General features: G+C 70.2%; 20 protein-coding genes. 17 read left to right on the forward strand and 3 right to left on the reverse strand.

All coding sequences use genetic code 11. The features are described 5' to 3' along the window. Nucleotides 1-73: 73 nt before the first annotated feature. Complete coding sequence (gene thrS, locus CLV71_RS23075; protein ID WP_133904918.1) at nt 74-2,098, forward strand: threonine--tRNA ligase; 2,025 nt, start codon at nt 74-76, stop codon at nt 2,096-2,098. 65 nt (nt 2,099-2,163) lie between these two features. Beyond that, the gene (locus CLV71_RS23080; RefSeq protein ID WP_133904919.1) at nt 2,164-2,727 is read left to right on the forward strand and encodes an HIT family protein; all 564 of its coding nucleotides are present in this window, start codon (nt 2,164-2,166) and stop codon (nt 2,725-2,727) included. Nucleotides 2,728-2,779: 52 nt separating this feature from the next. On the opposite strand, the gene CLV71_RS23085 is transcribed toward CLV71_RS23080, so the two are convergent. Further along, the gene (locus tag CLV71_RS23085) at nt 2,780-3,346 is read right to left on the reverse strand and encodes a YceI family protein (RefSeq protein ID WP_133904920.1); all 567 of its coding nucleotides are present in this window, start codon (nt 3,344-3,346) and stop codon (nt 2,780-2,782) included. 103 nt (nt 3,347-3,449) lie between these two features. On the opposite strand from CLV71_RS23085, the gene CLV71_RS23090 reads away from it, so the two are divergent. From CLV71_RS23090 to CLV71_RS23115, 6 genes are all read left to right on the forward strand, one after another. Further along, nucleotides 3,450-3,950, forward strand: a complete 501-nt coding sequence (locus CLV71_RS23090; RefSeq protein ID WP_133904921.1) for a MarR family winged helix-turn-helix transcriptional regulator — start codon at nt 3,450-3,452, stop codon at nt 3,948-3,950. A gap of 1,068 nt (nt 3,951-5,018) precedes the next feature. Further along, on the forward strand, nt 5,019-5,630 hold the full coding sequence (gene pgsA, locus CLV71_RS23095) for a phosphatidylinositol phosphate synthase (RefSeq protein WP_133904922.1): 612 nt from the start codon (nt 5,019-5,021) through the stop codon (nt 5,628-5,630). Further along, complete coding sequence (locus CLV71_RS23100) at nt 5,627-6,571, forward strand: phosphatidylinositol mannoside acyltransferase (protein WP_424923899.1); 945 nt, start codon at nt 5,627-5,629, stop codon at nt 6,569-6,571. Before pgsA ends, CLV71_RS23100 begins: the two co-directional genes overlap by 4 nt. Continuing rightward, nucleotides 6,568-7,725 carry a glycosyltransferase family 4 protein gene (locus CLV71_RS23105; protein ID WP_133904923.1) on the forward strand — a complete coding sequence of 386 codons (1,158 nt, stop codon included), beginning with the start codon at nt 6,568-6,570 and terminating at the stop codon, nt 7,723-7,725. The genes CLV71_RS23100 and CLV71_RS23105 overlap by 4 nt, the downstream gene beginning before the upstream one ends. Nucleotides 7,726-7,936: 211 nt before the next feature. Further along, nucleotides 7,937-8,923, forward strand: a complete 987-nt coding sequence (locus tag CLV71_RS23110; protein ID WP_133904924.1) for an NUDIX hydrolase — start codon at nt 7,937-7,939, stop codon at nt 8,921-8,923. Then, a complete protein-coding gene (locus tag CLV71_RS23115; protein WP_133904925.1) occupies nt 8,920-9,291 on the forward strand; it encodes a hypothetical protein in 372 nt (123 codons plus the stop codon). The genes CLV71_RS23110 and CLV71_RS23115 overlap by 4 nt, the downstream gene beginning before the upstream one ends. Here the strand turns inward: CLV71_RS23115 and CLV71_RS23120 are convergent. Continuing rightward, nucleotides 9,284-11,410: an elongation factor G-like protein EF-G2 gene (locus CLV71_RS23120; RefSeq protein WP_133904926.1), complete on the reverse strand. Its 2,127-nt coding sequence runs from the start codon at nt 11,408-11,410 to the stop codon at nt 9,284-9,286. The genes CLV71_RS23115 and CLV71_RS23120 overlap by 8 nt on opposite strands. A 171-nt stretch (nt 11,411-11,581) precedes the next feature. Here CLV71_RS23120 and pdxS point away from each other — a divergent pair, with 171 nt between their 5' ends. Continuing rightward, nucleotides 11,582-12,523 (forward strand): pyridoxal 5'-phosphate synthase lyase subunit PdxS, encoded by a 942-nt coding sequence (gene pdxS, locus CLV71_RS23125; protein ID WP_133904927.1) that lies wholly within the window; start codon nt 11,582-11,584, stop codon nt 12,521-12,523. Between the two features lie 138 nt (nt 12,524-12,661). On the opposite strand, the gene CLV71_RS23130 is transcribed toward pdxS, so the two are convergent. Then, a complete protein-coding gene (locus CLV71_RS23130; RefSeq protein WP_133904928.1) occupies nt 12,662-13,213 on the reverse strand; it encodes a helix-turn-helix domain-containing protein in 552 nt (183 codons plus the stop codon). Between the two features lie 80 nt (nt 13,214-13,293). Here CLV71_RS23130 and CLV71_RS23135 point away from each other — a divergent pair, with 80 nt between their 5' ends. The 8 genes from CLV71_RS23135 to CLV71_RS50160 all read left to right on the forward strand — a co-directional run bounded on the left by CLV71_RS23135 (nt 13,294) and on the right by CLV71_RS50160 (nt 18,099). Continuing rightward, nucleotides 13,294-13,986, forward strand: coding sequence for an AzlC family ABC transporter permease (locus CLV71_RS23135; RefSeq protein WP_133904929.1), 693 nt, complete (start codon nt 13,294-13,296; stop codon nt 13,984-13,986). Further along, the gene (locus tag CLV71_RS23140) at nt 13,983-14,315 is read left to right on the forward strand and encodes an AzlD domain-containing protein (protein WP_133904930.1); all 333 of its coding nucleotides are present in this window, start codon (nt 13,983-13,985) and stop codon (nt 14,313-14,315) included. Before CLV71_RS23135 ends, CLV71_RS23140 begins: the two co-directional genes overlap by 4 nt. Before the next feature lie 32 nt (nt 14,316-14,347). Further along, nucleotides 14,348-14,974: a pyridoxal 5'-phosphate synthase glutaminase subunit PdxT gene (gene pdxT, locus CLV71_RS23145; protein ID WP_133904931.1), complete on the forward strand. Its 627-nt coding sequence runs from the start codon at nt 14,348-14,350 to the stop codon at nt 14,972-14,974. Next, nucleotides 14,971-15,723 (forward strand): YebC/PmpR family DNA-binding transcriptional regulator, encoded by a 753-nt coding sequence (locus CLV71_RS23150; RefSeq protein WP_133904932.1) that lies wholly within the window; start codon nt 14,971-14,973, stop codon nt 15,721-15,723. The genes pdxT and CLV71_RS23150 overlap by 4 nt, the downstream gene beginning before the upstream one ends. Next, nucleotides 15,716-16,339 (forward strand): hypothetical protein, encoded by a 624-nt coding sequence (locus tag CLV71_RS23155; protein WP_133904933.1) that lies wholly within the window; start codon nt 15,716-15,718, stop codon nt 16,337-16,339. The genes CLV71_RS23150 and CLV71_RS23155 overlap by 8 nt, the downstream gene beginning before the upstream one ends. After that, entirely contained in the window at nt 16,336-16,851 is a 516-nt protein-coding gene (locus CLV71_RS23160; RefSeq protein ID WP_133904934.1) for a DUF4262 domain-containing protein, read from the forward strand. Before CLV71_RS23155 ends, CLV71_RS23160 begins: the two co-directional genes overlap by 4 nt. Further along, nucleotides 16,848-17,315, forward strand: a complete 468-nt coding sequence (locus CLV71_RS23165) for a GNAT family N-acetyltransferase (RefSeq protein ID WP_208297696.1) — start codon at nt 16,848-16,850, stop codon at nt 17,313-17,315. The genes CLV71_RS23160 and CLV71_RS23165 overlap by 4 nt, the downstream gene beginning before the upstream one ends. An 88-nt stretch (nt 17,316-17,403) precedes the next feature. Then, nucleotides 17,404-18,099 (forward strand): zinc-ribbon domain-containing protein, encoded by a 696-nt coding sequence (locus CLV71_RS50160; RefSeq protein WP_133904935.1) that lies wholly within the window; start codon nt 17,404-17,406, stop codon nt 18,097-18,099. Nucleotides 18,100-18,116 lie beyond the last annotated feature (17 nt).

Below are 18,116 nucleotides of genomic sequence, written 5' to 3' on the forward strand. Positions count from 1 at the left end.
TCGGGGCGGCTCGATAGCATCAGGCATGCATGCAATCAAGAGGCGTGCATGCCAGCCAATCTGAGGAGTAACCGTGTCCGAGTCGCGTCCGTCTGCCGCCGAACCCACCCCGCGCGTGGTGGTGCCGGCAGGCACCACGGCGGGCGCGGCGGTCCGCGAGGCGGGTCTGCCGGGCAAGGGCCCCGACGCCGTCGTCGTGGTCCGCGACGCCGAGGGCCGCCTGCGTGACCTGTCCTGGACCCCGTCGGCCGACGCCGAGGTCGAGGCCGTCGCCGCCGACACCGAGGACGGCCGCGCGGTCATCCGGCACTCGGCCGCGCACGTGCTGGCCCAGGCCGTGCAGCAGCAGTTTCCGGACGCCAAGCTCGGCATCGGGCCGCCCGTGCGCGACGGCTTCTACTACGACTTCGACGTGGACAAGCCGTTCACCCCCGAGGACCTCGCCGCCCTCGAGAAGCGGATGAAGCAGATCGTCAAGGCTTCGCAGCGGTTCTCCCGCCGCGTGGTCGAGTCGGTCGACGCCGCCAGGCAGGAGCTGGCCGCCGAGCCGTACAAGCTCGAGCTGGTGGACATCAAGTCCGACGTCGACACCGACGAGGTCATGGAGGTCGGCGGCGGCGAGCTGACCATCTACGACAACCTCGACCCGCGCAGCGGCGAGCAGGTGTGGGGCGACCTGTGCCGCGGTCCGCACGTGCCGACCACCAAGCACATCCCGGCGTTCAAGCTGACCCGCGTCGCGGCCGCGTACTGGCGGGGCAGCGAGAGGAACCCGCAGCTGCAGCGCATCTACGGCACCGCGTGGGAGTCGCAGGAGGCCCAGGACGCCTACCTGGAGCGCCTGGCCGAGGCCGAGCGGCGCGACCACCGCAGGCTGGGCACCGAGCTGGACCTGTTCTCCTTCCCGGAGGAGATCGGTTCCGGGCTGCCGCTGTTCCACCCCAAGGGCGGCATCGTCCGCCGCGAGATGGAGAACTACTCGCGCAAGCGGCACGAGGAGGCCGGCTACGAGTTCGTGAACACCCCGCACATCAGCAAGGCCGGGCTGTTCTACACCTCGGGGCACCTGCCCTACTACGCCGACACCATGTTCCCCCCGCTCAAGCTGGAGGACGAGGAGTACTACCTCAAGGCGATGAACTGCCCGATGCACCACCTGATCTTCAGGTCGCGCGGGCGGTCCTACCGTGAGCTGCCGCTGCGGCTGTTCGAGTTCGGCACCGTGTACCGGTACGAGAAGTCCGGCGTGGTGCACGGGCTCACCCGCGTCCGCGGCCTGACCATGGACGACTCGCACATCTACTGCACCAAGGAGCAGATGCCCGGCGAGCTGCGGTCACTGCTGGCGTTCGTGCTGAACCTGCTCGCCGACTACGGCCTGTCGGACTTCTACCTCGAACTGTCCACCAAGGGCGACACCGGCAAGTTCATCGGCTCGGACGAGGAGTGGGCGGAGGCCACCGAGACCCTGCGGCAGGCCGCCGTCGACTCCGGCCTCGACCTGGTGCCCGACCCGGGCGGCGCGGCCTACTACGGCCCGAAGATCTCGGTGCAGGCCAAGGACGCGATCGGCCGTTCGTGGCAGATGTCCACCATCCAGGTCGACTTCAACCACCCGAAGCGGTTCGAGCTGGCCTACACCGCCTCCGACGGCTCCCGTCAGATGCCGGTGGTGCTGCACCGTGCCCTGTTCGGGTCGATCGAGCGGTTCTTCGGGGTGCTGACCGAGCACTACGCGGGTGCGTTCCCGGCCTGGCTGTCACCCGTCCAGGTGATGGGAATCCCGATCGCGGACGAGCACGTCGCGCACCTGGAGTCCGTGGTCGGCGAGCTGCGTGCACGGGGCATCCGCGCGGAGGTCGACTCCTCCGACGACCGCATGCAGAAGAAGATCCGCAACCACACCACCCAGAAGATCCCGTTCATGCTCCTGGCCGGCGCCAAGGACGTCGAGGCGGGCGCGGTCTCGTTCCGCTTCCGCGACGGCACCCAGATCAACGGCGTCCCGGTCGACGAGGCGGTACGCACCGTCGTCGAGTGGGTCGAGCGGCGTGAGAACGCCTCGCCCTCGGCCGAGTCGGTGAAGGCCGGGCAGTAGCCCCACCAGCCATCCTCGCTCGCTGGCCCGCCGCGCGTTGGTGACCGGACACTAGGATTCAGTCCATGGCCGGTGCGGAGTTCGTCGAGGAGTTCGTCGAGCAGGATGGCGTCGGGGTGCGCGACGAGCTGCAGCGCCTGTGGACGCCGCATCGGATGGCCTACATCCGGGGCGAGAACAAGCCGGTCGGCGAGGAGTCCGACGGGTGCCCGTTCTGTCGGCTTCCCGGCCTGGACAACGCCGACGCCCTGATCGTCGCGCGCGGGGTGCTCGTCTACGGGGTGCTCAACCTGTACCCGTACAACCCCGGGCACCTGATGGTGGTGCCGTACCGGCACGTGGCCGACTACACGGAGCTGACGGCGAAGGAGACCGTCGAGCTGGCGGAGTTCACCCAGAAGGCGATGACCGTCACCCGGTCGGTGTCGTCGCCCCACGGTTTCAACGTGGGGATGAACCAGGGCGTGATCGCTGGTGCGGGCATAGCGGCGCACCTGCACCAGCACGTGGTCCCGCGATGGGGTGGGGACTCGAACTTCATGCCGGTGATCGGGCACACCAAGGTGCTGCCGCAGCTGCTGGGCCAGACCCGCGCGCTGCTGGCCGACGCGTGGGACGAGATGCCCTGACAGCCCTCTCCCGGGCGGGGAAGAGGGCTGTCAGGGCATGCCGGAGTCGGGCTCAGGCCTCCGGCTTGCGCAGGTTGGCCTCGACCTCGAGGTGGATGTCGACCCTGTCGCTCACGATGGCGACACCGTTCTGGACGGCACCGAAGTTGACGTTGAAGTCCTTGCGGTTGATGGACGCGGTGGCGGAGAAGCCTGCCACGGTCCCGCCCGCGAGGGGGTTCTCGCCGATACCGTTGAGCTCGAAGGTCAGCGGGACGACCTTGGTGACACCCTTGAGCGTCAGCTCGCCGTCGAGGACGTACTTGTCGCCGTCCTGGCGGGCGCCGGATGCCTTGTAGGTCATGGTCGGGTAGGTCTCGACCTCGAAGAAGTCGGCGGAGCGCAGGTGGTTGTCGCGCTGCTCCTGGTTGGTCGTGATCGAGTCGAGCCCGATCTCGATGTCGACGGACGACTCGAGCGGGTTCTCAGCCGTGGTGATGGTGCCCTTGACGTCGGCGAACCGCCCGCGAACCTTCGTGACGACCAGGTGGCGGACGGAGAAGCCTGCCTCGGTGTGCGCCGGGTCGATGTCCCAGGTGCCGGCGACGTAACCCGGGATCTCGAGGGCGGTGCTGCTCATGTGAAGAATCCTCCGAACAAGATGATTGAACGATCAGTTGTTGAGCGATCAACGGCGACCCTACACCTACATACTTGAGAGTTCAACAAGTACACTGGTGACCATGTCCGACATCCGGTGGTTGACCGAACGCGAGCAAGAGGTCTGGCGTTCGTTCCTGTCGGCGTCCCTTGGGCTGTCCGACGCACTGGCCAGGCAGTTGCAGCGGGACGCCGCGATGCCGCACGCCTACTACGAGATCCTGGTCGCACTGTCGGAGGCCCCCGATCGCACCCTGAGAATGAGTGAGCTGGCAGGCATCCGCAACTCGTCCCGAAGCCGCCTCTCCCACGCGATCGCGAGGCTGGAGGAGACCGGCTGGGTCCGCCGCAGAGGCTGCCCGACTGACAAGAGAGGCTCGTACGCAATCCTCACCGATGCCGGCTACGCGGCACTGGAAGCAGCAGCCCCAGGCCACGTGACAGAGGTGCGCGAGAAGCTGTTCGACCAGCTGACACCCGAACAGGTGGAACAACTGGGCGAAATCAGCGCGGCCATCCAACGCGGCCTGGGCAACCTCCCCCCGATCACCTGCCCCAGCCTGACAGCAGAAGGCCGCGACTGACCGAGCAACAGCAGCAAGCCACTCCACCACCCCGCCCACACGAGACCTCCACCACGAGAGGTCCAGCCAGCCAGCACCAGGCACCGCGACCACGCAACACCACAGCCGGGTCGCCGCGGCGGCCCGGCAGCGCAGGGCCGGGAGAGCGGAAGAGTGGCCGGAAAACCGAACCCTGGGGAGGCCCGCACCGGGGCAGGCAGGCGCCGCGACCAGGCAACACCGCTGGTGGGTCGCCACGGGCCTGGCAACGCAGGGGCCGGGGAGAGCAGGGCGAAGGGTCGCACGAGGGACTTGGGGAAGGCCCCGCACCAAAGCGGGTAAGCCCCACCAGCAACATCATTAGTGGGTTGCAGCTGGGCCGGCCTGGCAAGGCACGGCCGGGGGAGAGCAGGCCACGAGAGCGGCCCGGAAGAGCGAACCCTGGAATGCCTCGCACGAAGGCGGATGGCGGGACCCAGGCAGCACCGTTAGTGGGGTCGCCGCGCCCCGGACATGGCAACGCAAGGGCGGGGCCAAAGAGGGCCGCGGGTGCAACCCCAAGAGCGAACCCCAAGAAAGCCCCGCTCCGAAAGCGAAGAGATGGTGCAACCACGCAAGGCGTGAGTGGGCCGCCGGTGTCTGGACTGACGAGCACGGAAGTTCCTGTGCGAGGTACGAGCCCAGGGGCTTGCGCGCGCAGGAGGGAAGACGCCGGGTGAAGGCCCGCTCACCCGCGAGCGGAGCGAGCCAATGTCGCTGTGAGTGGGCCGCCGGTGTCTGGACTGACGAGCACGGAAGTTCCTGTGCGAGGTACGAGCCCAGGGGCTTGCGCGCGCAGGAGGGAAGACGCCGGGTGAAGGCCCGGTCACCCGCGAGCGGAGCGAGCCAATGTCGCTGTGAGTGGGCCGCCGGTGTCTGGACTGACGAGCACGGAAGTTCCTGTGCGAGGTACGAGCCCAGGGGCTTGCGCGCGCAGGAGGGAAGACGCCGGGTGAAGGCCCGCTCACCCGCGAGCGGAGCGAGCCAATTAGACACAGTAGGCTCCAGTGAGCCACCCTGCCGCCCCACGTCGTGAGGCCTGTCCGCCCCATGCTGAACATCTTCGCCAGAGCATCTGTCTCACGTGTCACGGACCCGATGGGCGCCGCGCTGGTCAGGGTCGGGCTCACACCCAACGCGATGACGCTGTTCGGCACAGCCGGCGCGGTCGGGTTCGCGCTCTGGCTGTTCCCCACGGGCCACCTCCTGGCAGGCACCTTCGCCGTCTGGGGCTTCGTGATGCTCGACCTGCTCGACGGCGCGATGGCCCGCGCGAAGGGCGGCGGCACCAAGTTCGGCGCCGTGCTCGACTCGACGTGTGACCGGATCGCCGACGGTGCCCTCATGGCCGCCATCGCCTGGTACGCCCTCGTGGTCGCCGACAGCCGTCTCCTCGGCGTTGCCGCGCTGATCTGCTTGGTGCTCGGCCAGGTCATCTCCTACGTCAAGGCACGGGCCGAGGCCTCCGGCCTCTCGGCGAACGTCGGGCTCGTCGAGCGTGCCGAGCGGCTGATCATCGCCCTGGTGGGGACCGGTCTGCAGGGGCTCGACGTGCCGCACGCGGTCGACGTGGCACTGTGGCTGCTCGTCGTCGGCTCGGTCATCACGGTGGGACAGCGGCTGGTCGCGGTGCGTCAGTCGGCGGCAGCGGAGGCCACATGAGCGACGGCATGACTTTCAGCCAGCGGTTATCCGACCTCGCCTACGCGACGGGCTGGGGCATCGTGCGCGGACTGCCGGAGCCGGTGGCGAAGGGCGTCTTCCGCACGGCGGCCGACCTCGGCACCCGGCGCGACGGCCCCGGCATCCAGCAGATGCGCCGCAACTACGCGCGCGTGGTGCCCAAGGCGGGCCCGGCCGAGCTGGACGACCTCGTGCGCGCGGGCGTCCGCTCGTACGCGAGGTTCTGGAAGGAGGCCTTCCGCCTGCCCTCCATGGACCACAGGAAGATCTACCAGCAGGTCCAGGACACGATCGTCGGCCTTCCGCTGATCGACGCGGCCCTGGAGCGCGGGAAGGGCCTGGTCATCGCGCTGCCGCACACCGGCAACTTCGACGTCTCCGGCATCTGGCTCGTCGGCTACCAGGGCCCGTTCACCACCGTCAACGAACGGCTGAAGCCCGAGTCCCTCTACCGGCGGTTCGCCGACTACCGTGAGTCACTCGGTTTCGAGATCCTGCCCAGCGAGGGCGGCGCGTACCGGCTGCTGATGGAACGCCTGCGTGCCAACAAGATCGTGTGCCTCGTGGCCGACAGGGACCTGTCGAAGCGGGGCATCCCGGTCACGTTCTTCGGCGAGGAGACCCGCATGCCCGCCGGCCCGGCCCGGCTCGCGGCGGCCACCGGCGCCCAGCTGCTCGTCGTGGACAACACGTTCACCGACGACGGCTGGGGCGTGCGCATCCACACGCCGATCCAGGTGCACGGCCGCGAGGACGTCGCCACGGCGACGCAGCGGATGGCCGACGCGTTCGCCACGGACATCGTGAACGACCCCGCCAACTGGCACATGATGCAGAAGCTCTGGCTCGCCGACCTCGACGAGGAGCGGCGGAAGGCGTTGACCACGGGGCCGAGCCGATCCGATACCGGGTCGCGGTGAAGATCGGGATCGTGTGTCCGTACTCCTTCGAGGTTCCCGGGGGAGTGCAGTCCCACGTGGTCGACCTCGCCAAGGCGCTGCGGCGGCGCGGCCACGAGGTCGACGTGCTGGCCCCCGCCGACGAGGACACCCCGCTGCCCGACTTCGTCCGCCCCACCGGCCGCTCGATCGGCATCCCCTACAACGGCTCCGTCGCACGCCTGTCCTTCGGCCCCGTCTCCTACCGGCGGGTGCGCCGCTGGATCCGCGACCACGACTTCGACGTCCTGCACCTGCACGAGCCCGCGACCCCGAGCCTGTCGCTGCTGGCGCTGATGATCGCCGACGGCCCGATCGTAGCCACCTTCCACACGTCGACACACCGCTCCCGCACGCTGGCCGCGTTCCAACCGGTGCTGCGTCCGTTCCTGGAGAAGATCACCGCACGCATCGCGGTCTCCGCGCTCGCACGGCGCGTCCAGGTCGAGCACCTCGGCGGCGACGCCGTGGAGATCCCCAACGGCGTGGACGTCGACTTCTTCGCGCGGGCCGAGCCGCTGCCCGGCTACCCCCGCGAGGGCGGCACGGTCGGGTTCGTCGGCCGGTTCACCGAGCCGCGCAAGGGCATGCCGATCCTGCTGGACGCACTGCGCATCCTTGCCCCGGAGCTGCCCGGGCTGCGACTCCTGGTGGTCGGCGGCGGCGACCAGGACGAGCTGCGCCGCCAGGCGGGCCCGCTGCTCGCGGACAGGCTCGACCTGCTCGGGCAGGCCTCCGACGAGGTCAAGGCGCGGGCGCTGCGCAGCGTCGACGTGTACTGCGCACCCAACACCGGCGGCGAGAGCTTCGGCATGATCCTCACCGAGGCCATGTCCGCGGGCGCCGCGGTGGTCGGCAGCGACCTCGACGCGTTCCGACGGGTGCTCGACGACGGCCGCGCGGGCGTGGTGTTCCCCGTCGGCGACCCGGGTGCGCTCGCCGCGGCACTGCGCGGCATGCTTGGCTCCCCGCAGCGACGTGCCTCGTACGTGGCGGCCGCAGGCCAGCGCGTGGCGGCGTTCGACTGGGCGGTGCTGTCCGGTCAGGTCCTGCGGGTGTACGAGCAGGCGATCGCCGCCGACCCGCGGCGCATCGTCGAGTCGGACGCGGGTGTCGAGTCTGGTGAGGTGGGGTGAGGCTGCGTCGTGAGCGGAGCTTGCGGAGTGAACCATCGATGTTCAGGACGTTGCCGAGCCTGCGGAGGGCGTCGGTGTAGCGGAGCTTGCGGAGCGTTCCGATGCCATGAAGTCGGCGAGGCTGCGTCGTGAGCGGAGCTTGCGGAGTGAACCATCGATGTCGAGGCTGCGTCGTCAGCGGAGCTTTTCAGGGTAGTGGGGCAGCGTCGTCATGACGGTGTTGCTCGTCGCGCTTGTCGTTGTCCTCGTGGCGGCGCTTTCGGTGTGGCTGGCTGCCACCGCCAACCGTCTGGACCGGTTGCACGTGCGCACCGACGCGGCGTGGGCGGCGCTGGACGCCGCACTGGCCAGACGGGCGGTGGTGGCCCGCGCCGTCGCCGCCGCGATCCGGCTCGACGACGTGAGTGCCGACCGTCTGCGTGCCGAGGCCGAACGCGCCGAGAGCGCGCTCCGCGAGGAGCGCGAGGGTGCCGAGAACCGGCTGTCGCTGCAGCTCGCGGGGATCGACCGGGCCAAGCTGCCCCTGGCGCTGACCGCGGAACTCCTCGACGCCGAGCACCGCGTGGTGATCGCTCGCCGCGTGCACAACGACGCCGTGCGGGACACGCTCACCCAGCGCCGCCGCAGACTGGTCCGGTGGCTGAAGCTGGCGGGCACCGCGCCGAGCCCCGAGTACTTCGAGATCGTCGAGCCGTCCCTGTCCGACTCTGCCTCCGCGCCGCTGCCCCGCCCGTCCGCGCGGGTGCTGCTCTTCGACACCGAGCGCCGGGTGCTGCTGTTCAACGGCCACGACCCGGTCCGCCCCGAGACGAAGTTCTGGTTCACCGTCGGCGGCGGCGTCGAGCCGGGGGAGGACCTGCGCTCGGCCGCGCTGCGTGAGCTGGCCGAGGAGACGGGTGTGAAGCTGGGCGACGACGGCCTGGTCGGCCCGGTGTGGCGCAGGCGCGTCGCGTTCAGCTTCGACGGCCGCACCTACGACGGCGAGGAGTGGTTCTTCGTCGCCGACCTCGCCGACCCGGTCCACGTGGACACGTCCGGCTTCACCGAGCTGGAGGCCCGCACGGTCGACGGCCACCGCTGGTGGTCGGTCGAGGAGCTGCGTGCCACCGAGGACACGGTCTACCCGGTCCAGCTGTCGCACCTGCTGCCCGAGGTCATGACCAAGAAGTGGGACGGCACGGTCCGGACGGTCCGGTGAGCCACCTCGTCTTCCCGGACGACGGGATCGTCGCGGTCTGGGACGCCGCGCCCTTCGCGCACGTCGAGGACCACGAGTCCTGGGCGGCCGCGCTCGCCGACCCGGCCGAGAGCGCCATCGTGTTGATCGAGGCGGGTGACGGGCCGTGCGAGGTCGAGGTCCGGGTCGGCGGCGGCGCGCCGTCGGCGGCGATCTCCGGACCACACCCGCTCGTGTCCACCGGCGCGGTGCGGATGAGCGGGCCACACGCGGTCGGCGGGGTGCTCTGGGACAACACGGTCGAGCTGGAGGTGCCGCCCGGCCGGTACACGCTCACCGCGCACCGACCGGGCGGAACCCGGTTGGTCGTCGTGCTCAGTCCTACGTGACCTGGGCCGCGATCGACTCGGGCAGCGGGTCGTAGCGGGAGAACATCCTGGAGAACGTCGCCGAGCCGGACGTCATGGCCCGCAGGTCGATCGCGTAGCGGAGCAACGCCGTCGCGGGGACCTCGGCGCGGACGAGGCTGTACCCGGGCTGGTCGGCGGCCTCCGTGCCGAGCACCCGCCCCCGCCGGGACGACAGGTCGCCCAGCACGGTGCCGAGGTGCTCGTCCGGCAGGCGGACCGCCACGTGGTCGACCGGTTCCAGCAGCGACACCCGCCCGTTGGCCGCGGCGTCCTTCAACGCCAGCGAGCCCGCGGTCTGGAACGCGGCGTCGGAGGAGTCGACGCTGTGTGCCTTGCCGTCGAACAGGGTCACCCGGATGTCCACCATGGGGTAGCCGGCCTGGATGCCCTTCTCCATCTGAGCCCGCACTCCCTTCTCCACCGACGAGATGTACTGCGACGGCACGGAACCGCCGACCACCTTGTCCACGAACTCGAGGCCCGACCCGACCGGCAGCGGCTCGACGTCGATGTCGCACACGGCGTACTGCCCATGCCCGCCGGACTGCTTGACGTGTCTGCCCTTGCCACGGGCCGGCGCCGCGAACGTCTCACGCAGCGCGACCTTCACCGGTTCGGTGTCCACGTCCGCGCCGCCTGCCCGCAGGCGCGCGAGCACGACGTCCGCGTGTGCCTCGCCCATGCACCACAGCACGAGCTGGTGGGTCTCCGCGTTGCGCTCCAGCCGCAGCGTCGGGTCACCGGCCACCAGACGGTTCAGGTTGCGGGACAGTGCGTCCTCGTCGCTGCGGGTCTTCGCGACGACCGCGACCGGCAGCAGCGGCTCCGGCATCCGCCACGGCCGCATCAGCAGCGGCTTCTCCGGGCTGGACACGGTGTCGCCGGTCTCCGCGGTGCCGAGCTTGGTCAGCGCGCAGATGTCACCGGCGACGCAGTAGGAGACCTCGCGCAGGTTCGACCCCAGCGGTGAGTAGATGTGCGCGACGCGCTCGTCGTTGTCGTGGTCCTCGTGGCCGCGGTCGGCCATGCCGTGGCCCGAGATGTGCACCGGCCGCTCCGGGCGCAGTGTCCCGGAAAACACCCGGACGAGTGACACGCGGCCGACGTAGGAGTCGATGGCGGTACGCACGACCTCGGCCACCAGCGGGCCGTCGGGGTCGGCACACAGGGAGTTCGCGCCGACGCCGTGCACGTCGGTCACGTCCGGCACCGCGTGCTCGAGCGGCGACGGGAACGCGCCGGTGAGCGCCTCGAGCAGCTCGGCGAGCCCGACCCCGCTGGTCGCGCAGACGGGGAGGACGGGGTGGAACGTGCCGCGTGCGACGGCGGTCTCGAGGTCCTTGATCAGCGTCTCGGTCTCGATCTCCTCGCCCTCGAGGTAGCGCTCCATGAGGGTCTCGTCCTCGCTCTCGGCGATGATCCCCTCGATGAGCTCGTTGCGTGCCTCGTCGATGAGCGCGAGGTCGGCCTCGTCCGCCTCGCCGATGGTGGGCGGGAAGCCGCCCGAGTAGTCGAAGAACCGGCGCGTGATGAGCCCCAGCAGCCCCATCTTCCCGGTGGCGGCGGGCAGGTACAGGGGCAGCACACCGGCGCCGAACGCCTCCTGGCAGGCACGCATCTCGGCCATCGCGTCCGCGCGCTGGTGGTCCAGCCTGGCGATCACCACGGCGCGGGGCATGCCGACGGCGGCGCACTCCGCCCACAGCGCGATGGTCGCCGGGTCGACGCCCTCCGCCGCGCAGACCACGAAGAGCGCGGCGTCCGCGGCACGCAGGCCGGCACGGACCTCGCCGACGAAGTCCGCGTACCCCGGGGTATCGATCAGGTTGATCTTGACGTCGCCGTGCACGAGCGGGGCGACGGACAGTCCGACCGAGCGCTGCTGGCGCTGCGCGGCGGGGTCGTGGTCGCACACGGTCGTGCCGTCGGTGACGGTGCCCGCCCGCGAGATCACGCCGGAGGCGGCGAGGAGGGCTTCTGTCAGAGTCGTCTTCCCGGAACCCGACGGCCCGACGAGAACGATGTTGCGCACCTTGGCCGGGTCGTCCACAGCGACCGCGGCTCCGCCATCACCGTTTTCCGAGTGTTTGCTGGCCATGCCACTCACCCTTTCCGCTTGACCGCACTGTCAGCAGGGTTCGGTGTGTTGAGGTATGTGCTCGATCTCACACCTGTTTACCAGGTCAGACAAGCCCGCGCAGACAAGTGGCCTGGTGAATTACCGCGGAATTGGCACGCTGGTGATAGCCACCTGAGGAATACACTCGGGATGAAATCCACAGAGGAGGGACGGTCCGTGACTGACGACTCGACCCCTGTCGTTCCCGAGGCGGTAACCGGAACCGCGCGGGTCAAGCGGGGTATGGCGGAGATGCTCAAGGGTGGCGTGATCATGGACGTGGTCACCGCCGACCAGGCCAAGATCGCCGAGGACGCCGGTGCCGTGGCGGTCATGGCACTGGAACGGGTTCCCGCGGACATCCGCGCGCAGGGCGGCGTCGCGCGGATGAGCGACCCGGACCTCGTCGACGGCATCATCAACGCGGTCTCGATCCCGGTGATGGCCAAGGCCCGCATCGGGCACTTCGTCGAGGCGCGGGTGCTGCAGTCGCTCGGCGTCGACTACGTGGACGAGTCCGAGGTGCTGACGCCCGCGGACTACGCCAACCACATCGACAAGTGGTCGTTCACCGTGCCGTTCGTGTGCGGGGCGACGAACCTCGGCGAGGCGCTGCGCCGGATCACCGAGGGTGCGGCGATGATCCGCTCCAAGGGCGAGGCAGGCACCGGTGACGTGTCCAACGCGACCACGCACATGCGCAGGATCCGCGGCGAGATCAAGAGGCTGACGTCGCTACCGGAGGACGAGCTGTTCGTGGCGGCCAAGGAGCTCCAGGCGCCCTACGAGCTGGTGCGCGAGGTCGCGCGGCTCGGCAAGCTGCCGGTCGTGCTGTTCACCGCGGGCGGCATCGCCACCCCGGCGGACGCGGCGATGATGATGCAGCTGGGCGCCGAGGGCGTGTTCGTCGGCTCGGGCATCTTCAAGTCCGGCGACCCGGCCAGGCGTGCCGAGGCGATCGTGAAGGCCACGGCCTTCCACGACGACCCGGACGTCATCGCGAAGGTGTCCCGCGGTCTCGGCGAGGCCATGGTCGGCATCAACGTCGAGGACGTCCCCGAACCGCACCGCCTGGCCGACCGCGGCTGGTAGGGCTGCGTTCGATTGCCTCGCTCCGCTCGGCGGTGAGCGGGCCTGTTCCCGGTGTCTTCCCTCCCTGCGCTGCTCAGCGCGAGTCGCTTCGCTCCTGGCGCCTCCGCTGCTCGCTCAGTCCAGACACCGGCGGCCCGCTCACACGTGCTCGGACACCATCACCGTGAAGGTGCCGGGCTCGAGTGCCTCGAAGATGTGGGGGAGGTCGCCCGGGTAGGCGATGTAGTCGCCCGGGCCCAACTCCACCGGATCCTCGGTGAGACCGAGCCGCGCCCGCCCGGCGCACAGCACCACGTGCTCGACCACGCCGGGCATGTGCGGCTCGGACTCACGGATGGACCCCGGCTCGGCGGTGATCAGGTAGACGTCGCGCCGGGCGTTGGGCGGGCACGCCGACAGCACCGTCGCGACGTAGTTGGCCCGTTCGGAGAACACCGCGGGTCCCTCGCCCTTGCGCAGGATCTGCACCTTCGGCCGCACGGGCTCGACCAGGCTCGCGAACGGCACGTCCAGTGCGACCGACAGCGCCCACAGGGTCTCCACGCTCGGGTTGCCGCTGGCCGCCTCGAGCTGGGACAGCGTCGACTTCGCGAGGCCCGCCCGTTTGGCCAGCTCGGACAGCGACAGCCCGGCGCGCTCCCGCTCGCGGCGGAGCGCGAAAGCGATGGCGTCGAGCGGCGCCTGTGTCATGATGTGTCCTCCCGTGTTCGCTCTGTAAGACCGATCGTTCGCCTTGACGAACGGTGTGACTACTGTTCACTATAGAAGTCATGCGTTCGATCTGGCGAACACTCACCCCTTCTCTGCGACGCGACGCGCTGGCCATGGCAGGCGCGATCGCGGTGGTCGGCCTGTCGTTCGGCGCCATCGCCGTGGGCAGCGGGCTCGACTGGTGGATGCCCAGCGCACTGTCCGTGCTGGTCTTCGCGGGAGGCTCCCAGTTCATGGTGGTCGGCGTGGTGGCCGCGGGCGGCGGTCTCGTCGCCGCGGTGGCCGGCGCGCTGCTGCTCAACGCCCGGCACCTCCCGTTCGGCATGGCGCTCGGCGACATCATGGGTCGCGGCCGGCTCGCCCGTGCTGTCGGCTCGCACCTGCTCATCGACGAGTCGGTCGCCTTCGCCCTGTCCCAGAGGAACGACCCGAAGCGGGCCAGGGCGGTGTTCTGGTTCCTGGGGACGCTGGCGTTCACCGTGTGGAACATCGGCACGGTCGTGGGTGCTGCCGCGGGCCAGTTCATCGGCGACACGGACGCGTTCGGCCTGGACGCGGCCTTCCCCGCGGCCCTGCTCGCACTGGTGCTGCCGTCGCTGAAGGTCCCGAGGACCCGCAACGCGGCGCTGCTCGGTGCCGTGGTGGCCCTGGCGACCACCCCGTTCCTGCCCGCGGGCGTGCCCGTCCTGCTGGCCCTGGTCGGCCTGGCCGTGCTGATCCCCACCCCGAAGAAGACGGAGGTGCCGGCGTGAACCTCACCGCCATCGTGATCCTCGCCGTCGGCACGTATGCCTTCCGCCTCGCAGGCCCGCTGCTCCGGACCCGCCTGGCCAAGGCGCACGGCGGTGACGCCGAACTGCCGCCCCGCCTGGCCGAGGTCCTCTCCACCGCCGCCACCGTGCTGCTCGTCGGCCTCATCGCGACCGCGGCCCTGACCGACGGCGGCTCGTTCGCAGGCGTCGCCCTGCCCGCGGGAGTCCTCACCGGCGGCGTGCTGGCCTGGCGAAAGGCGCCGTTCGTGGTGGTCGTCGTCGTGGCGGCGGGTGTCGCGGCCGGGCTGCGGGCGCTCGGGGTGCCGTAAGTAAGCTTGGGTGAATCACAGGAGGTCAACAGGTGTCCACTGGTCCACTGGTCGGTGTGCTCGCGCTCCAGGGGGACGTGCGCGAGCACCTCGCCGCGCTCGAGCGGAGTGGCGCCCGCGCGACCACTGTCCGCCGCGCGGCCGAGCTGTCCGAAGTGGACGGTCTGGTCCTGCCGGGTGGCGAGTCGACCACGATGTCGCGGCTGCTCGACATCTTCGAGCTGCTGGACCCGCTGCGGGAGCGCATCGAGGCGGGCATGCCCGTGTATGGGTCGTGCGCCGGGATGATCCTCCTGGCCGGCAAGGTGCTCGACGGGCGTGAGGACCAGCACCAGCTCGGCGGCCTCGACATGATCGTGCGCCGCAACGCGTTCGGCAGGCAGGTCGACTCCTTCGAGGAGGATCTCGAGTTCGTCGGGATAGCGGACCGGGTCCACGCCGTCTTCATCAGGGCGCCGTGGGTAGAGTCCGCCTCTTCCGAGGTCGAGGTGCTCGCCCGTGTCGGCGATGACCCGCAGGTCCCCGGGGGTGAGGCCGCCGCCGGTAGGATCGTCGCGGTTCGTCAGGGCCCGGTACTGGCCACGGCGTTCCACCCCGAGCTGACGGGGGACACGCGCGTACACGGACTGTTCGTAGAGATGGTGGAGGGTAAGTCGTGAGCGGCCACTCAAAATGGGCTACTACGAAGCACAAGAAGGCCGCACTCGATGCCAAGCGGGGCAAGCTCTTCGCGAAGCTGATCAAGAACATCGAGGTCGCGGCGCGGACCGGCGGCGGTGATCCGGACGGCAACCCGACCCTGTTCGACGCCATCCAGAAGGCCAAGAAGAACTCGGTCCCGCAGGACAACATCGAGCGCGCCCGCAAGCGCGGCGGCGGCGAGGAGGCCGGCGGCGCCGACTGGCAGACGATCATGTACGAGGGCTACGGCCCCAACGGCGTCGCCGTGCTGATCGAGTGCCTCACCGACAACCGCAACCGCGCCGCCTCCGAGGTCCGCACCGCGATGACCCGCAACGGCGGCAACATGGCCGACCCGGGCTCGGTCGCCTACCTGTTCAACCGCAAGGGCGTCGTGATCCTGCCCAAGAACGGCCTCTCCGAGGACGACGTGCTCATGGCCGTCCTCGATGCGGGTGCCGAGGAGGTCAACGACCTCGGCGAGAGCTTCGAGGTGGTCTCCGAGGCGACCGACCTGGTCGGCGTGCGCCAGGCGCTCCAGGGCGCGGGCTACGACTACGAGTCGGCCGAGGCGAGCTTCCTGCCGTCGGTCAGCGTGCCCCTCGACGCCGACGGCGCACGCAAGGTCTTCCGCCTGATCGACGCCCTCGAGGACAGCGACGACGTGCAGAACGTGTACGCCAACTTCGACATCTCAGACGACGTGATGGCCGAGGTCGATGCATAATTCCGCCTTACCGCCACAGCGGGTCCCGGCCGGTGTGCTGGCCGGGGTGACGCTGTGGCGGTTGGCGGTCGCGACGTGCGCGTTCACCGGCGGCAGGACCCACGAGCCGCGTTCGCCGTGGCTGCGCGGTGCGACGAGCGTGCTGTTGCTGCTGGTCTGCGTCACGTTCCTGGGGGTCATCGAGGGCGGCCTCGACGACACGTGGTCGCTGTTCGAGCACCTGGTCACGCCGCTGGTCGTGCTCGTCGACCTCGTGGCCGTCGGCCGCAGCCAGGCGAACGTCCGCTGGTGGCACCCGCTCACCTGGGTGGTGTTCCCGGCCGCGTACCTGGTGTACTTCATCGCCGCCGACCCCGGCCTGTACGGCAGCTTCCTCGACCCGGACGCCGCCGACTTCGTCGGTGTCGTCGCCGCGTTCCTCGCCGCGTTCCTCGCCGCGGTCGTGGCGGCGGGCTACGTGCTCTACGCCGTCCTCAAGCTGAAGACGGCCATCGCCCACGCCGCGTCCCCGCAGACCCAGTGGCAACCCGCGCAGCAGTGGCCCGGGCAGCCTGCCCAGTGGGCGCAGCCGCGGCAACTCCAGTACCCGTACCCACAGCAGGGGCGCAGGCCGTGACCGAGGACGACGAGCTCACCGCGGCGGAACGACGGCTGCGTGACCATCTCGTCGCGCAGGCGGACGCACGCGGCAAGGCGATCGTCGAGGTCGCGGGCGACCGGGACGGCGCCCCGTACACGTTCTCCGTCGGCGCGTGGCAGCGTCTCGGCGTGCCGGAGGCGGTCACCATCGGCCTACCGGAGGGCGTCGGCAGCCAGCTGATCGACACCTACGTCGAGCGGGCGAGCCAGGGCGAGAAGTTCTCCCCCGGCCAGGTGTGGGACGACCTGCTGGAAGGCGTGCTCGTCACCGTCGAGCGGGTCAACAAGGGCCACTACTTCGAGTTCTTCGGCAGCGCGTTCCTCGTCCACCCGGAGGGCGACTTCGAGGCGGTGCAGCTGATCACCGCCACTCCGCAGGACTACTGGCCGTGGGAGGCCGACGGCCCGCCCGGTTTCGCCCTGTGGCAGCCGATCCTGACCGAGAGCGGCGTCCCGGAGAGCTGGACCCCGGGCGTCGACGGCCCTTGACCGTCCACATCGGACCACTCACGCCGGAGCACGCGGGCGAGGCGCTCACGCTCCAGCGTGCCGCCTATGTCACCGAAGCGCAGTTCTACGACGCCCCGAACCTCCCGCCCCTCACCGAGACCCTGACCGAGCTGCGCGCCGAGCTGACGAACGGTGTGCTCGCTTTCGGTGCCTGGCTGGGAACCCGGCTCGCCGGTTGCGTCAGAGGCCGGGTCGACGGCGACCGCATGGAGGTCGCCAGGTTCGCCGTCGCCCCTGACCTGCAAGGGAAAGGCATCGGCACGGCGCTGCTCGCCACGGCGGAGGACGCCGCGCCCCGGGAGGTCCGCACGTTCTGGCTCGTGACCGGCGCGTCCAGTGAGGCCAGTCAGCGCCTGTACCGAAGGGCCGGTTTCGCGATCGTCGGCGACGGCACCGACTCGGCAGGCGTCGCACTGGTCCTGCTGGAGAAAGTCCGTTCCTGAAGAACGCGAAATCCGCATAGGGCAAACGGTCTGCGGATCAGTCGCGTAGCCTCACCGCGCCGGCTCCCGACGACGAAGGCGAACCCGGATGATCATTTATGGCTGGAAGACGTACGTCCACGTACTGGCCGTGCTGCACCTGGTCTGCGGCCGGTGCGGCAACACGTCGGAGCAGGTGCTGCGCAAGCTGACGACCAAGTTCACGTTGTTCTGGATCCCGCTGTTCCCGATCAACAAGAAGCACACGCTGTTCTGCACGGCATGCGAGCACGAACAGCGCATTCCGGGCGCACAGGCCAAACAACTGGTCGCCACCGGCGGCATGCCGCCGGGAATGCCGGGAATGTCACCAGGAATGCCCTCGCCGGGAATGCCGGCCGCTGGGACGACCCCGGCAGGGATGCCGTCCACGGGAATGCCCTCGCCGGGAATGCCGCCCGTCGGGATGCAGGCGCCGGGAACGCCCGGCGGCGTGCCGCCCGCGGGCGGTTACGCGCCCGGTATGCCCGCTCCGGCGATGTACGGCACCCCGCAGCCAGGCATGCCCGTGCCGGGTATGGGAACCCCGCCACCCGGAATGCCCGCCGCGCCCGGAATGCCCGCCCCCGGCGCCTTCCCGCCCGGCACCCCGATGATGCCCGGCCCGGGCACCCCGCCACCCGGCATCCCGGCCGCCGGCCCCTACGGACCACCCAACCCACCCCAGTACCCGCCCCACGGCTACCCGCCACAACCGCCGTACCCGCCGCCCGGCCACCCACCCCAGGGGTACGGTCACCGCTGACGACTTCCGGCGAGTGC

The organism is Actinophytocola oryzae, assembly GCF_004364325.1.
In the GTDB taxonomy this organism is placed as follows: Bacteria; Actinomycetota; Actinomycetes; order Mycobacteriales; family Pseudonocardiaceae; genus Actinophytocola; species Actinophytocola oryzae.

Coding starts and splice junctions, on each gene's coding strand:
- CLV71_RS23100 (WP_424923899.1), top strand. CDS start 5,627: ATGAGCGACGGCATGACTTTCAGCCAGCGGTTATCCGACCTCGCCTAC.
- CLV71_RS23120 (WP_133904926.1), bottom strand. CDS start 11,410: ATGGCCAGCAAACACTCGGAAAACGGTGATGGCGGAGCCGCGGTCGCT.
- CLV71_RS23085 (WP_133904920.1), bottom strand. CDS start 3,346: ATGAGCAGCACCGCCCTCGAGATCCCGGGTTACGTCGCCGGCACCTGG.
- pgsA (WP_133904922.1), top strand. CDS start 5,019: ATGCTGAACATCTTCGCCAGAGCATCTGTCTCACGTGTCACGGACCCG.
- CLV71_RS23135 (WP_133904929.1), top strand. CDS start 13,294: ATGCGTTCGATCTGGCGAACACTCACCCCTTCTCTGCGACGCGACGCG.
- CLV71_RS23155 (WP_133904933.1), top strand. CDS start 15,716: ATGCATAATTCCGCCTTACCGCCACAGCGGGTCCCGGCCGGTGTGCTG.
- CLV71_RS23130 (WP_133904928.1), bottom strand. CDS start 13,213: ATGACACAGGCGCCGCTCGACGCCATCGCTTTCGCGCTCCGCCGCGAG.
- CLV71_RS23090 (WP_133904921.1), top strand. CDS start 3,450: ATGTCCGACATCCGGTGGTTGACCGAACGCGAGCAAGAGGTCTGGCGT.
- CLV71_RS23110 (WP_133904924.1), top strand. CDS start 7,937: ATGACGGTGTTGCTCGTCGCGCTTGTCGTTGTCCTCGTGGCGGCGCTT.
- CLV71_RS50160 (WP_133904935.1), top strand. CDS start 17,404: ATGATCATTTATGGCTGGAAGACGTACGTCCACGTACTGGCCGTGCTG.
- pdxS (WP_133904927.1), top strand. CDS start 11,582: ATGAAATCCACAGAGGAGGGACGGTCCGTGACTGACGACTCGACCCCT.
- CLV71_RS23080 (WP_133904919.1), top strand. CDS start 2,164: ATGGCCGGTGCGGAGTTCGTCGAGGAGTTCGTCGAGCAGGATGGCGTC.